Source organism: Blautia sp. MSK.18.38, from assembly GCF_024460535.1.
Classification (GTDB): domain Bacteria; phylum Bacillota; class Clostridia; order Lachnospirales; family Lachnospiraceae; genus Blautia_A; species Blautia_A fusiformis.
The window spans coordinates 205,781-218,745 of sequence record NZ_JANFYP010000002.1 but is presented as its reverse complement, the minus strand read 5'-3'; the positions used below and the strand labels follow the sequence as shown (position 1 = coordinate 218,745).

The following is a 12,965-nucleotide window of genomic DNA, read 5'->3' as shown; positions in this document are numbered from 1 at the left end:
GGAGGTAAAAAGAGTGGAAAACTACATGTATTTGGTGCCGGTGGCAGCAGTACTGGCACTTCTGTTCGCAGCATACCTTGCAGCGAAGGTCAGCAAGCAGGATGCAGGAACAGACAGAATGAAGGAGATCGCAGGTGCGATCGCAGAAGGTGCCCGCGCCTTCTTAACAGCAGAGTACAAGATCCTGGTTATTTTTGTAGCCGTACTTTTTGTACTGATCGGAATCGGAGTTGGAAGCTGGGTAACAGCAATCTGCTTCGTAGTAGGTGCTCTGTTTTCAACAATCGCAGGATACTGCGGTATGACCGTTGCAACAAAGGCTAATGTAAGAACAGCAAATGCAGCAAAAGAGGGAGGAATGAACAAGGCTCTTTCCATTGCATTCTCCGGCGGTGCTGTTATGGGTATGTGTGTTGCAGGTCTTGGTGCACTGGGTGTCAGCGTTGTGTATATCATCACAAAGAACGTTGACGTACTTTCCGGATTCAGCCTTGGTGCTTCTTCCATCGCACTGTTTGCACGTGTTGGTGGTGGAATCTATACAAAGGCAGCTGACGTAGGAGCTGACCTTGTAGGTAAGGTTGAGGCAGGAATCCCGGAGGATGACCCTCGTAACCCGGCTGTTATCGCGGATAACGTAGGTGATAACGTAGGTGATGTTGCCGGTATGGGTGCAGACCTTTTTGAGTCCTATGTAGGATCTCTGGTATCTGCCCTTACACTTGGTGCGGTAGCCGGAGCAGTTTCCGGTGTTCTCTATCCGCTGGCTATTGCAGGCTGTGGACTGATCGCATCCATCATTGCAACATTCTTTGTAAAAGGTGATGATAATTCCAATCCGCAGAAAGCCCTCACAAGAGGAAGCTATGTATCTGCAGCACTTGTTATCATCGTGTCCCTGATCCTCAGCAAGACTCTCTTCGGAGACATGAAGGCAGCCATTGCTGTGATCGCAGGTCTTGTTGTCGGTGTCATCATCGGAAACATTACAGAGTATTACACATCTGCAGATTATAAACCGGTTCAGGGAATCGGCGAGCAGTCTGAGACAGGTGCAGCTACAACTATCATCAGTGGTATCGCAGTAGGTATGAAATCTACAGCATTCCCGATCCTGCTGATCTGTGTTGGTATTTTTGTAGCATACGGTGTGGATGGATTATACGGAATCGCTCTTGCAGCAGTTGGTATGCTTTCCACAACAGGAATCACAGTTGCCGTTGACGCGTATGGACCCATCGCTGACAATGCCGGTGGTATTGCAGAGATGTCAGGTCTGGATGAGTCAGTTCGTGAGATCACAGATAAGCTTGATTCTGTAGGTAACACAACAGCAGCTATGGGTAAAGGCTTCGCAATCGGTTCCGCAGCTCTTACAGCGCTTGCTCTGTTTGTATCTTATGCGAATGCAGTAAATCTGGATGCAATCAATATCCTTGCTCCTCGTGTTACGATCGGTATCTTTATCGGTGGTATGCTTACATTCCTCTTCTCGGCCTTCACAATGGAATCCGTTTCCAAGGCTGCTTACAAGATGATCGAGGAAGTAAGACGCCAGTTCCGTGAGAAACCGGGTATCATGAAGGGAACTGAGAAACCGGATTACAAATCATGCGTTGCGATCTCCACAACAGCAGCTCTTCACGAGATGATGCTTCCTGGAATCATGGCGGTCGTTGTTCCGGTTATCGTAGGTGTTGTTCTTGGCGTTGAGGCTCTTGGAGGACTTCTTTCCGGTGCTCTTGTAACAGGTGTACTGATGGCGATCTTCATGTCCAACGCAGGTGGTGCATGGGATAATGCAAAAAAATACATCGAGACAGGTCATCATGGCGGAAAAGGCAGCGAGGCGCACAAAGCAGCCGTTGTCGGCGATACAGTCGGCGATCCGTTCAAAGATACATCAGGGCCTTCCATTAACATCCTGATCAAGCTTATGACTATTGTATCACTGGTATTTGCTCCTCTGTTCTTATCCATCGGAGGACTTCTGTAAATATCATTTCAGAAAAAAAGTAAACCCATATTATATAAAAAAAGCTCTTTGCAGAGAAATCTGCAGGGAGCTTTTTTTGTGCGACAGGCGGCGGAATTGTACGGATATGAGAGTGTGCTCTGGTTATGCTTCAGTTTCTGGATTTTCTGTTCGTGCAGCCTGTTCGATCAGTGTCCGGTTTACATCATCCTCATAGGTCCGCATCTGCACCTGCATAGGTGTGGGATCATCGCTTAGCTTCAGATGCCCGAAATGATTAAAGAAGATCAGTACGCCGAGGCCGATCCCGATGGAGTAGGAAATTTCCAGGATGGTAAAGCCGGAGGAACTTTTTCCCGTAACAAGAGTGTAAAACTGGCTAAAAAGGCTGCCCATATCTACGTCATTATTAAAGGTCATAATGGAAAAAGCGGCGCCGAAAAAGGAAACCAGGCATACAAAAAGGATTTTTACATACCGGAGAATTTTTCCTGTGGCAGAGCTGATGCGGTAGGTGATGATAAAATCCGTTTCCCCGATGGGAGAAATATCAATGGAGGGTTCCAGCTTCTGGATCTTTTTCAGAAGATCCGAGACAGACATCACATAGCGTCCGGGCTTTTTCGCATCCAGAACGATCACAGGCATGACCCGCAGATGATTGAGGATTTTGGGGTCACTCATGGAAAGTGCAGCGATATCCTGAAGATATACATGTGGGTTGGTGACTTCAATGTTCTGATCCAGCTGCAGATAAAGAGTATCACTCATGAGAAAAAACTCCTTTCCCGGAATATTATTTTTTCATTTTTGGACGGAAGAAGAGACTGGCCAGATAAGAGAAGATCAGGGCGGAGGAAACTCCGGCAGCACAGGCAGTGAAGCCTCCTGTAAAAAGCCCAAGGATGCCGTCTTCTTCAATGGCTTTTTTCATACCCTCCCATAATACATGTCCGAAACCGATCAGCGGGACGGAGGCCCCGGCACCTGCAAAATCCACCAGCGGCCGGTAGACGCCAACGGCACTTAACAGGGCGCCGCTACATACCAGAAGTACCATCACACGGCCAGGCATCAGCTTTGTCTTGTCCAGAAGGATCTGAATCAGGGCACAGACAAGGCCGCCGAACCAGAATGCGTTAAAGTAATCCATGCTCATACCTCCATATGCTCGATGACAACTCCGTGGGCAATACCCGGAATACTGTCACCTTCATTAAAGCTTACTTTGGAAAGAAGCGCTCCTGTTGGTACAAAAAGGATCCGCTTCCATTCTCCGGATACAATCTTCGGAAGGATGTAGGAGGCAAGGACTACAGCAGAACAGCCGCAGCCGCTTCCTCCTGCGTGGGTGTCCTGAGAAGGATCGTCATAGATCAGGATACCGCAGTCTTTATGAATGGGAGAAAGCCGGATATTTTGTTCCTTCAGAAGATCCAGGAGAATTTTCTGCCCGATGATCCCCAGATCCCCGGTAAAGACGGCATCATAATCCGAAGGCGTCCGCCTGAAATCCGAAAAGCTTCGTGCAATGGTATCGCAGGCTGCAGGAGCCATACAGCCTCCCATGTTCATGGAATCCCTGAGACCATAATCCATCACACGGCCGGCAGTAAGGCCGGTGATAGCAGCACAGCCTTTGCCGGAGCGCAGAGGAGCTTTTTCTCCGGGAGGAGATGTACTTAGGATACAGGCACCGCTTCCGGTTACTGTCCAGGTGGCAGAAAACGGCCGCTGGTTTCCGTATCCCAGAGGAAAACGAAATTCTTTTTCCGCACTTGCGAAATGGCTGGAGGTGGCACATAAGACCCGTGTGCCGAATCCGGCGGTCAGAGCAAGGGAACCGAGAGAAAGTGCTTCCCCTATGGTGGAGCAGGCACCGTAAAGACCGTAAAAGGGAATTCCAAGTCCAGCGGAGCCGAAACAGGTGGCTGATGTCTGAGCGAGAAGATCTCCGGCGAACATCAGATGGATATCTTCGGAGCTCAGTCCAGCTTTGCTTATGGCCTGAGTGGCAGTTTCTTTCTGCAGTGTGCTTTCCGCAGATTCCCAGGTGTCACAGCCAAACATGGGATCTTCACAGACCAGGTCAAAAAGATCTCCAAGAGGACCGTCCGCCTCTTTCTGACTGACGATGGATGCGGCGCTTTCGATATACAAAGGCTGTGAAAATGCAATGCTGGCTGCGCCAAGTCTGAGATTTTTGCTCATGATATCACCTCCAGGATCTTTAGGATATAATAGATCACACCCAGTCCCCAGGCGCTTAAGATGCCGTAGAGGATCACAGGGCCTGCAATAGTAAAAATCTTGCACCCTATGCCGAAAACCTGTCCTTCTGCCCGGAACTCAATGGCGGATGCAGCCACTGAGTTGGCGAATCCGGTAATGGGAACAAGACTTCCTGCACCGCCGAATTTGCCGATTTTGGGATAAATACCAAAGCCTGTGAGAAGGACGCTTAAGAGAATGAGAATGACAGAACACCAGGTTCTGGAATCGGAAGCATCTACACCGAGAGCCTGTGCTGTGTTTAAGATAACCTGTCCAAGAAGACAGATCAGTCCGCCTGTGAGAAAAGCTTTTGACATATTCAGCGGCAGACTGTGGGTGGGAGTAAGCTGCTTGACATATTGTTCATATTTTTTTTGGTTGATATTTTGCATATGGAAAATCCTTTCGTGAGATGGTAGAGTGACAGTAAGAATTACATCCAGCTCATGGCATAATAAAACAGGGAGCCCAGGGCTTTTCCGGCAGCAATGGAAATTATTACCGGAGAAAGCCCCTGAGAGAGCTTCAGCCGTCTGGCAAAGACGGGAAAGACTTTTGCGATCTCTGCCAGTGCAAGGATCCAGCCGCCCAGGAAAATTCCGAAAAATACTCCGCAGACAGCCAGGAAAAAAGGTCCCAGCGGAATTCTGATCGGAAACAGGGTGACGACGGTTCCGGCAACTGTTCCCAGAAGTGTCAGATCTTCATAAAGAAAAATCTGGTCAGCTGTATGCGTGATACCTGCATAGCGGGGAACAATGGAAAGGCCGATCAGCAGTCCGGAGACACCTCCTGCAACGATGATCCCGGCACAGAAACCGATAAAGCACAGAATCAGTTGTTGAAGCATGGACAGAACCTCCTTGTGGGATTGTATGGGAATAGTATGAGAAAATATAAATTTTTTATGCGAAAATCTTAAAAAACAAGAATATCTGTACATTTACGGACAGAGATAGTATAATAAAAAGGAATATGGACAGCGGCGGACAGGCGCTGTCTTTCTCAATCAAAAGAAAAAACAGTGTCAGGAGGACGGATATGCAGGATGCTTTTTCACGTATGGAATTGCTCGTTGGAAATACAGGTGTAAAAAAACTCAGCAGGGCGAAAATTGCAGTATTCGGTCTTGGCGGAGCCGGATCACAGGTGGCAGAGTCACTTGCGCGCTGCGGTGTGGGGAGTCTGACACTGATCGATCATGAAAAGATCACATTGACGAATATCGGAAGCCAGGTGCTGGCACTTCATTCTACTCTGGGAATGAGCAAGGTAGAGGCGGCCAAGAAGAGAATCCGGGATATTGATGAGAATATTTTGGTGCATACCTACGAAACCTTTTATAATGAGGAGACTGCGGGAATGTTTGAATTGCGTTCCTTTGATTATATTGTGGATACAATGGGAACACTGTCGTCAAAACTGCTTCTGATCAGCAGAGCAAGGGAGGAACGTGTGCCTGTGATCTCCTGCCTGGACATCGGGGACAAGATAGACCCGTCTAGACTTGAGGTTGCGGATATCAGCAGGACCACAGTATGCCCGGCGGCCAGGATCATAAAAAAAGAACTGCGTAAACAGGGAATACGTAAACTCAAAGTACTGTATTCCAGAGAACAACCGGCAAAAGAAAAGCTTTTCAGACGGAGAAGAACTATGGTGAAGAAGCCTGCCGAAGGAAATATTTCCTTTGTGACAGGGACTGCGGGATATCTGCTGGCGGGAGAAGTTGTGCGGGATATACTGTCAGCCGGAAACGTTTCACACAGCTGACAGCAAATGAGAAATTGAGCGCAGATCACGGACAGATCCAGTTCATGAGCATAAGTCAAGGCGGAACAGTAATGTCTGCTTTACAGAAATAAAACAGAAAGACTGAGGAAATAAAAAGTGAATTCAGAAATCATAAAAAAGTTCTGCGATCTTCTTGGAGAAGAACGTGTTTTTACAGGCGAAGCAATGAGCCGTCATACAACTTTTAAGATCGGAGGTCCGGCGGATTATTTTCTGATGCCGGATAAAGACACAGATGTGGGGCGTATCGTAAAAATCTGTAAAGAAAGTGCGATCCCTTATTTTATCCTCGGAAATGGAAGTAATCTTCTGGTAGGAGACGGCGGTTACCGTGGAGCAGTTATCCAGATCTACAAAAATATGTCTGCCGTTACCGTAGAAGGAACAGAGATCACCGTACAGGCAGGTGCGCTGCTTTCATCGGTGGCAGCAGCAGCAAAAAATGCAGCTCTTACAGGCTTTGAGTTTGCAGGCGGGATCCCGGGAACTATGGGCGGTGCGGTTGTGATGAATGCAGGTGCCTATGGCGGCGAGATGAAGGATGTTCTCACAGAGGTAACTGTGATGGATGAGGAGGGAGAGATCGTTACCCTTCCGGCAGATAAACTGGAACTGGGATATCGTACCAGCATCATCAAAACCGCAGGTTATATCGTGCTGGAAGCAAAGCTGCAGCTGAAGGAGGGAAATCCGGAAGTGATCCGTGAGACCATGAAAGATCTGACGATCCGTCGTACCACCAAACAGCCGTTGGAGTATCCCAGTGCTGGAAGTACCTTTAAGAGACCGGAGGGATATTTTGCAGGTAAGCTGATCATGGACAGCGGTCTTGCTGGATATCAGGTAGGTGGTGCACAGGTTTCTGAGAAACACTGTGGCTTTGTGATCAATGCAGGCGGTGCAACTGCCAGGGATGTCCGCACGCTGATGGATAATGTCAGGGATATCGTTTATAAGAAATATGGAGTTACGTTGGAACCGGAGGTGAAGTTCCTGGGTGATTTTGAAGCCTGATGACCATTTCTGGTACATCGTTTTCAAAATAATTATACCACTTACTTGTCTGTGGATCCGATCGCACAGACCTAAAAGGCTCAGCGTAGTCCGGCTTTCAGGTACCCAGGATACGAAACAGAGGGAACAGGAATGCGTATGTACGCTTTGCAGATAACGGAAGAAGAAATGGAAAGGAAGAGAGACTATGCGTTTTGTGATCGTTACAGGAGTGTCAGGAGCAGGAAAAACAGCTGCACTTAAAATGTTGGAGGATATGGGATATTTCTGCGTGGATAATCTTCCAATCCAGCTTCTGGAAAAATTTGCTTCCCTTCTTCCTGAGATGCAGAGCGAAAATGTTAGAAATGTGGCTCTGGGGATCGATGCCAGAAGCGGAAGTGCCCTTGATGAACTGGAAGTAGTTCTGGACCGTATGAAGCAGACCGGGTATGATTACGAGATCCTGTTTATGGATGCAGAGGATTCTGTCCTTGTAAAACGCTATAAAGAATCCAGAAGAAGCCACCCGCTGGCAAGAGCAGGGAGAGTGGATGAGGGAATCCGCCTGGAACGTGAGAAAACAAAATTTCTCCGGAAACGTGCGGATTATATCATTGATACCAGCCATCTGCTTACTAGGGAGCTTCGCCAGGAAATCGAAAAGATCTTTGTGGATGACAGAGAGTTCAGCAATATCATGATCTCTGTGCTTTCCTTCGGCTTTAAGTATGGAATCCCGGCAGATGCAGATCTTGTGTTTGATGTGCGATTTCTTCCCAATCCCTATTATGTGGATGAACTGCGTCCTCTGACAGGCCTTGACGATGAAGTGTTCAATTATGTGATGGCCAGTGATACGGCGAAAGCCTTCGCGGACAAACTGGAGGATATGATCCGTTTTCTGATCCCTAACTACATTAAAGAAGGGAAAACAAGCCTTGTGATCGGTATCGGATGTACAGGGGGGAAACATCGTTCTGTTACGATTGCCAGAGAACTTTTTTCCAGGCTTTCCAAATCGGATGAATACGGCATCCGCCTGGAGCACAGGGATGCGGAGAAGGACAGACTTCTGAAAAAATAACTGCCGCGATGAAAAGGGTGGCAGGGAAACAGTAAAAGAGGGTTCGGGATGTCATTTTCAGGAAAAGTCAAAGAAGAACTTTCAGGACAGCTTAGTCTGGCCAGGCACTGTCAGGTGGCAGAACTGGCGGCACTGCTCTGCGGCTGCGGCCGTGTGGAAAAAATGTCGGATGGAAACAGAAAACTATGGATCCAGACAGAAAATGAAGCAGTTGCAAGAAAAAGCTTTACATTATTGCGAAAAACCTTTAATATAGAGACAGCGATTGTTATCCGGGAAGGGGCTCATCTCAAACGGGGTAAGGTATATCTTGTTGAGGTTACGGATCCTGCCAGAACAGAGGAAGTACTGCAGGGGACAAAGCTTTCTGTGGATAACGAAACCGGTTTACTTGAAATGGATAATTCGCTTGTGGTTCAGATGAACTGTTGCAAGCGGGCATTTATTCGCGGTACTTTTTTGTCGTCCGGTTCGATCAGTGATCCAGAGAAAGGGTATCATTTTGAGATCGTGTGTCCGGACAGCAGGAAAGCAGAACAATTACAGGGGATTATCCGCAGTTTTCACGTAGAAGCTAAAATTGTGGTGCGCAAGAAATCATATGTGGTCTATGTGAAGGAAGGCGCGCAGATCGTTGACATGCTGGCAGTCATGGAGGCGAACGTAGCCCTTATGGATCTGGAGAACATCCGGATACTTAAGGAAATGCGTAACACGGTAAACCGTAAGGTGAACTGTGAGGCTGCGAATATCAATAAAACGGTAAATGCGGCAGTGAGACAGGTGGAAGATATACAGCTGATCAGCAGAACTATCGGCTTTGAGAGCTTAAGTGATGGATTGGCACAGATAGCCAGGCTGAGACTGCAGTATCCGGATGCCACACTGAAAGAATTAGGTATGATGTTGAATCCGCAGGTGGGCAAATCAGGTGTGAATCACCGGCTTCGCAAGCTGAGTGAGATCGCAGATGAGCTGCGGGAGAACAAGGAGGAGCTATTATGATTAAAAAACCAATCACTATCAACTTATCCACTGGACTGGAGGCAAGACCTGTAGCACAGCTTGTTCAGGTGGCAAGCCAGTTTAACAGTGAAATTTATGTTGAGATTGGCAAAAAAAGAGTCAATGCAAAGAGCATTATGGGAATGATGACTCTGGGACTTGACGCTGGAGAAGAGATTACACTGTCTGCCAACGGTGATGATGAGAATGCAGCGATGGAGAGCATTGAACAGTATTTAAGCAACCAGTAATCAGTTGGAACAGAGCAGTCCGCGGAAAATGGTAGATTCCTGCGGATGTGGAATATAAAGGGATACAGACGGAAAGGAAGACCGATTCCCGCTGTATCCCTTTCCGCTTCAAAGTACCTACAAATATGAAAGAGGAAGATTACCTATGTCAAAAGTATTGAAATTTATCGTACATTTTGTTGTGATATGCACACTGATCTGTGTACTGGGACTTGTTCTTCCGCCGTTCTTCGGGGTGAGAACAGTGATCGTGGATAAATCCGATAAGGCAACGAACCTCCCAGTCGGATCTGTTACATATGCGATCCCGGAGAAGAGTTCTGCGATCAGCGCAGGTACTCCGATCCTTGTACAGAAAGATTCCGAGACATATAAATATACGATCACCAATCTCGATGCCTCCAAGGGAACCGGAACAGTAACAGATCAGTCCGTTTCCGGAGGAAAGACTTTTACCATTAAGGTTGGAGATTATGTTCCAAAAGTTGTAGTTACCATTGGCTATGTGGGATATCTTATGGTGGCTACAGAAAGTATTGAAGGCCTGATCATTCTTGGTCTGGTCGTATTGTTCCTGATCATCCTGTATGTGATCGCAGAACTCTGGAAGAAAGAGCCGGATGATATTGAGGAAGATGTGAACGATCCGGAACCGGGTTATGTGAAGTCCAGGAAAGAACTGAAGCAGGAAGAAAAAGCACGTGCCATAAGAATGAAGGAAGAAGAAAAAGAGATCATTCAGGAAGAAAAGGCACGAAAACACAAAAATAAAAAAGCAGATAAGCGTAAGGTCCGTACGGGCGGTTTCGTAGATGAGATTGACGAAGAGGATGTTACAGGCTATTCGGAGAATAAAAAGAAGGCTGCCATACAGCAGACTGCACAGACTGCCGCAAGTGAAGCTCATGCGGAACTTAAGAAAGAGATTGCAGCAGCCACTTCAGAAGAAGCAGATATGCTTTCCAGACTGGAAATGGCAGAACGTACGGTTGAAGAAAACAGAAAGCCGCATCCGGCCGGAAAGGTCGAAGAGGTTCCGGAAGAGGAAGAGGAGCCGGTTACCATTGGAAGCCTTGCGATGCCGTCTTATTCCGCAGCGCAGCTTGCAAGCCGCGTAAAGAAGGCCGGTGATGCACCGGATATCGTTAAGGATGACATCACGAAGGTTACACTGTTTGATTACTCGGATATCATCAGTGGTGATGTGGACGATATGGAAGAATAAAATAAGTACCTATTATATAAGAAGAAAATGGTTCAGAAATGAGCCATTTTCTTCTTTTTTAAAAAAAATCAAAAAAATTAAAAAAAAGGCTTGCATTCTGAAGAATCATCGTATATACTAATCCTTGCTGTGACATTGATAGCTATGAAGCGCGAGGTTGCTGCCACACTGGCAGGTTTTCCGTGGAGCGAATGTCAAGTTAGGAAACTGACGACAAGTCACTGTACAAAGTTCAATAACCATCTTGGGATGGGACGTGTGTGCAAATATACCATGACACACACGGAGATGTGTACAGTCGCCGCTTGTCGTACTGCTATATAAGTACGAATAGGAGGAGACTTTTTTTATGGCAAATCAGGTAATGAGAATCACATTAAAGGCATATGATCATCAGCTCGTTGATGCATCTGCAGCAAAGATCATCGAGACAGTAAAGAAGAACGGAGCAATGGTAAGTGGACCGGTTCCGCTTCCTACTAAGAAAGAGGTTGTTACAATCTTAAGAGCTGTTCATAAATACAAAGATTCCAGAGAGCAGTTTGAGCAGAGAACACATAAGAGACTTATCGATATCCTGACACCAACTCAGAAAACAGTAGATGCACTTTCCAGACTGGAAATGCCGGCTGGTGTTCACATCGATATCAAGATGAAAAACCGCTAATAATGTCATTTGACATTAACTATATGATTACCGAATGGTAATCCGCTATAAGGAGGAAGAAAGAAATGAAGAAAGCTATTTTAGCTACTAAAGTCGGAATGACTCAGATCTTCAATGAAGATGGAATGTTAATTCCGGTAACTGTTTTACAGGCAGGTCCTTGCGTTGTAACTCAGGTTAAAACTGAGGAGAACGATGGATACACATCAGTTCAGGTTGGCTTCGGCGAGATCAGAGAGAAACTGGTCAACAAACCGGAGAAAGGCCACTTTGACAAAGCTGGTGTAGCTGTAAAGAGATTTGTAAAAGAGTTCAGATTTGACAATGCCGGCGAGTATGAGGTTGGACAGGAGATCAAGGCTGATATCTTTGCAGCAGGAGATCATATCGATGCTACTGCAGTTTCCAAAGGTAAAGGCTTCCAGGGCGCCATCAAGAGACATGGCCAGTCCAGAGGACCTATGGCTCACGGTTCTAAATATCATCGTCATGCAGGTTCCAACGGCGCTTGCTCCGATCCGAGCAAGGTTTTCAAAGGAAAACATATGCCAGGTCACATGGGACATGTTCAGGTAACTGTTCAGAATCTTGAGATCGTACGTGTAGATACAGAAAATAACTTACTGTTAGTTAAGGGTGCTGTTCCAGGACCTAAGAAATCTTTGGTTACAATCAAAGAGACAGTAAAGTCCTTATAATAGGAAAGGAGGAGCATCAGAATGGCTAATGTAACTGTTTATAATATGGAAGGCAATGAAGTTGGCACAATGGAGCTGAATGACGCAGTATTCGGCGTTGAGATCAACGAGCATCTCGTTCATCTTGCAGTTGTTCGTCAGCTTGCAAATAACCGTCAGGGAACTCAGAAAGCGAAAACTCGTTCTGAGGTAAGAGGCGGCGGAAGAAAACCGTGGAGACAGAAAGGAACAGGTCATGCAAGACAGGGTTCCATCCGTGCACCACAGTGGACAGGCGGCGGTGTTGTATTCGCTCCGGTTCCGAGAGATTATGAAGTGAAAATGAACAAGAAGGAAAGAAGAGCAGCTCTTAAATCCGCTCTGACATCCAAGGTTCAGGATAATAAACTTGTTGTTGTTGACAGCCTTGCACTTGCTGAGGTTAAGACAAAAGAGATGCAGAAGGTTCTTACAAACCTGAAAGCAGAGAAAGCTCTTGTAATCACAGCTGACAACGATCAGAACGTAGTTCTTTCCGCAAGAAACATCGCTGACGTGGAAACTGCAACACCGGCTACAATCAACACATACGATGTTATGAAACACAACACCGTAGTTGTTACAAAGGATGCCGTTGCATCTATCGAGGAGGTATACGCATAATGGCAAGTATTCAGTACTATGACGTAATCATCCGTCCGGTTATCACAGAGAAATCCATGGCAGACATGGGTGAGAAGAAATATACATTCCTTGTACATCCGGAAGCTAACAAGACTCAGATCAAAGAGGCTGTTGAGAAGATGTTCGAGGGAACAAAAGTTAAGAGCGTAAACACCATCAACAGTGATGGAAAGAAAAAACGCCGTGGAATGGTAGTTGGAAAAACTGCTAAGACTAAAAAAGCTATCGTAGCTCTTACAGAAGAGAGCAAAGATATCGAGATTTTTGAGGGACTTTAATTAACAGATAAGTCCGAATATGTGCACGAAAGCACGAGAACAAATTCGAAAGGAG

Annotated in this window: 16 protein-coding genes; 11 read left to right on the top strand and 5 right to left on the bottom strand. The window is 46.5% G+C overall.

The window, feature by feature from the left end; genetic code table 11:
* Nucleotides 1-13: 13 nt before the first annotated feature.
* Entirely contained in the window at nucleotides 14-1,996 is a 1,983-nt protein-coding gene (locus NE638_RS02530; protein ID WP_044961021.1) for a sodium-translocating pyrophosphatase, read from the top strand.
* 123 nt (nucleotides 1,997-2,119) lie between these two features.
* Here NE638_RS02530 and NE638_RS02525 read toward each other — a convergent pair whose 3' ends face one another.
* Genes NE638_RS02525 through NE638_RS02505 form a run of 5 tightly spaced genes read right to left on the bottom strand, consistent with a single transcriptional unit; the run spans nucleotide 2,120 to nucleotide 5,099 of the window.
* The gene (locus NE638_RS02525) at nucleotides 2,120-2,746 is read right to left on the bottom strand and encodes a stage V sporulation protein AA (protein ID WP_173745738.1); all 627 of its coding nucleotides are present in this window, start codon (nucleotides 2,744-2,746) and stop codon (nucleotides 2,120-2,122) included.
* Between the two features lie 25 nt (nucleotides 2,747-2,771).
* The gene (locus NE638_RS02520) at nucleotides 2,772-3,128 is read right to left on the bottom strand and encodes a SpoVA/SpoVAEb family sporulation membrane protein (RefSeq protein WP_059085334.1); all 357 of its coding nucleotides are present in this window, start codon (nucleotides 3,126-3,128) and stop codon (nucleotides 2,772-2,774) included.
* A 2-nt stretch (nucleotides 3,129-3,130) separates the two neighbouring features.
* Nucleotides 3,131-4,186, bottom strand: a complete 1,056-nt coding sequence (locus tag NE638_RS02515; protein ID WP_022426382.1) for a stage V sporulation protein AD — start codon at nucleotides 4,184-4,186, stop codon at nucleotides 3,131-3,133.
* The gene (locus NE638_RS02510; protein ID WP_173745737.1) at nucleotides 4,183-4,641 is read right to left on the bottom strand and encodes a SpoVA/SpoVAEb family sporulation membrane protein; all 459 of its coding nucleotides are present in this window, start codon (nucleotides 4,639-4,641) and stop codon (nucleotides 4,183-4,185) included. Before NE638_RS02510 ends, NE638_RS02515 begins: the two co-directional genes overlap by 4 nt.
* Before the next feature lie 41 nt (nucleotides 4,642-4,682).
* Nucleotides 4,683-5,099, bottom strand: coding sequence for a stage V sporulation protein AB (locus NE638_RS02505; RefSeq protein ID WP_015526908.1), 417 nt, complete (start codon nucleotides 5,097-5,099; stop codon nucleotides 4,683-4,685).
* 191 nt (nucleotides 5,100-5,290) lie between these two features.
* Here NE638_RS02505 and NE638_RS02500 point away from each other — a divergent pair, with 191 nt between their 5' ends.
* The 10 genes from NE638_RS02500 (at nucleotide 5,291) to rplW (ending at nucleotide 12,910) form a co-directional block, all read left to right on the top strand.
* Nucleotides 5,291-6,022 (top strand): tRNA threonylcarbamoyladenosine dehydratase, encoded by a 732-nt coding sequence (locus NE638_RS02500; protein WP_022426384.1) that lies wholly within the window; start codon nucleotides 5,291-5,293, stop codon nucleotides 6,020-6,022.
* Between the two features lie 117 nt (nucleotides 6,023-6,139).
* Nucleotides 6,140-7,057, top strand: a complete 918-nt coding sequence (gene murB / locus NE638_RS02495; protein ID WP_021650759.1) for a UDP-N-acetylmuramate dehydrogenase — start codon at nucleotides 6,140-6,142, stop codon at nucleotides 7,055-7,057.
* Between the two features lie 187 nt (nucleotides 7,058-7,244).
* Entirely contained in the window at nucleotides 7,245-8,123 is an 879-nt protein-coding gene (gene rapZ / locus NE638_RS02490) for an RNase adapter RapZ (protein ID WP_015526911.1), read from the top strand.
* A gap of 48 nt (nucleotides 8,124-8,171) precedes the next feature.
* Nucleotides 8,172-9,128 carry a DNA-binding protein WhiA gene (gene whiA, locus NE638_RS02485; RefSeq protein WP_110103642.1) on the top strand — a complete coding sequence of 319 codons (957 nt, stop codon included), beginning with the start codon at nucleotides 8,172-8,174 and terminating at the stop codon, nucleotides 9,126-9,128.
* Complete coding sequence (locus NE638_RS02480; protein WP_015526913.1) at nucleotides 9,125-9,379, top strand: HPr family phosphocarrier protein; 255 nt, start codon at nucleotides 9,125-9,127, stop codon at nucleotides 9,377-9,379. The genes whiA and NE638_RS02480 overlap by 4 nt, the downstream gene beginning before the upstream one ends.
* A 145-nt stretch (nucleotides 9,380-9,524) precedes the next feature.
* Nucleotides 9,525-10,604, top strand: a complete 1,080-nt coding sequence (locus NE638_RS02475; RefSeq protein ID WP_173733873.1) for a hypothetical protein — start codon at nucleotides 9,525-9,527, stop codon at nucleotides 10,602-10,604.
* A 349-nt stretch (nucleotides 10,605-10,953) separates the two neighbouring features.
* Entirely contained in the window at nucleotides 10,954-11,271 is a 318-nt protein-coding gene (rpsJ, locus tag NE638_RS02470) for a 30S ribosomal protein S10 (protein ID WP_015526916.1), read from the top strand.
* 65 nt (nucleotides 11,272-11,336) lie between these two features.
* Nucleotides 11,337-11,969 carry a 50S ribosomal protein L3 gene (gene rplC, locus NE638_RS02465; protein WP_015526917.1) on the top strand — a complete coding sequence of 211 codons (633 nt, stop codon included), beginning with the start codon at nucleotides 11,337-11,339 and terminating at the stop codon, nucleotides 11,967-11,969.
* Between the two features lie 21 nt (nucleotides 11,970-11,990).
* Complete coding sequence (rplD, locus tag NE638_RS02460) at nucleotides 11,991-12,611, top strand: 50S ribosomal protein L4 (RefSeq protein ID WP_015526918.1); 621 nt, start codon at nucleotides 11,991-11,993, stop codon at nucleotides 12,609-12,611.
* A complete protein-coding gene (gene rplW / locus NE638_RS02455) occupies nucleotides 12,611-12,910 on the top strand; it encodes a 50S ribosomal protein L23 (RefSeq protein WP_015526919.1) in 300 nt (99 codons plus the stop codon). Before rplD ends, rplW begins: the two co-directional genes overlap by 1 nt.
* Nucleotides 12,911-12,965: the final 55 nt, after the last annotated feature.

What these genes read in the sequence shown, in the direction of transcription:
- NE638_RS02505 (WP_015526908.1), bottom strand. Translation starts at nt 5,099, where the DNA reads ATGCTTCAACAACTGATTCTGTGCTTTATCGGTTTCTGTGCCGGGATC.
- NE638_RS02475 (WP_173733873.1), top strand. Translation starts at nt 9,525, where the DNA reads ATGTCAAAAGTATTGAAATTTATCGTACATTTTGTTGTGATATGCACA.
- NE638_RS02480 (WP_015526913.1), top strand. Translation starts at nt 9,125, where the DNA reads ATGATTAAAAAACCAATCACTATCAACTTATCCACTGGACTGGAGGCA.
- rplW (WP_015526919.1), top strand. Translation starts at nt 12,611, where the DNA reads ATGGCAAGTATTCAGTACTATGACGTAATCATCCGTCCGGTTATCACA.
- rpsJ (WP_015526916.1), top strand. Translation starts at nt 10,954, where the DNA reads ATGGCAAATCAGGTAATGAGAATCACATTAAAGGCATATGATCATCAG.
- NE638_RS02525 (WP_173745738.1), bottom strand. Translation starts at nt 2,746, where the DNA reads ATGAGTGATACTCTTTATCTGCAGCTGGATCAGAACATTGAAGTCACC.
- NE638_RS02515 (WP_022426382.1), bottom strand. Translation starts at nt 4,186, where the DNA reads ATGAGCAAAAATCTCAGACTTGGCGCAGCCAGCATTGCATTTTCACAG.
- rplC (WP_015526917.1), top strand. Translation starts at nt 11,337, where the DNA reads ATGAAGAAAGCTATTTTAGCTACTAAAGTCGGAATGACTCAGATCTTC.
- NE638_RS02510 (WP_173745737.1), bottom strand. Translation starts at nt 4,641, where the DNA reads ATGCAAAATATCAACCAAAAAAAATATGAACAATATGTCAAGCAGCTT.
- NE638_RS02500 (WP_022426384.1), top strand. Translation starts at nt 5,291, where the DNA reads ATGCAGGATGCTTTTTCACGTATGGAATTGCTCGTTGGAAATACAGGT.
- rplD (WP_015526918.1), top strand. Translation starts at nt 11,991, where the DNA reads ATGGCTAATGTAACTGTTTATAATATGGAAGGCAATGAAGTTGGCACA.
- rapZ (WP_015526911.1), top strand. Translation starts at nt 7,245, where the DNA reads ATGCGTTTTGTGATCGTTACAGGAGTGTCAGGAGCAGGAAAAACAGCT.
- NE638_RS02520 (WP_059085334.1), bottom strand. Translation starts at nt 3,128, where the DNA reads ATGGATTACTTTAACGCATTCTGGTTCGGCGGCCTTGTCTGTGCCCTG.
- whiA (WP_110103642.1), top strand. Translation starts at nt 8,172, where the DNA reads ATGTCATTTTCAGGAAAAGTCAAAGAAGAACTTTCAGGACAGCTTAGT.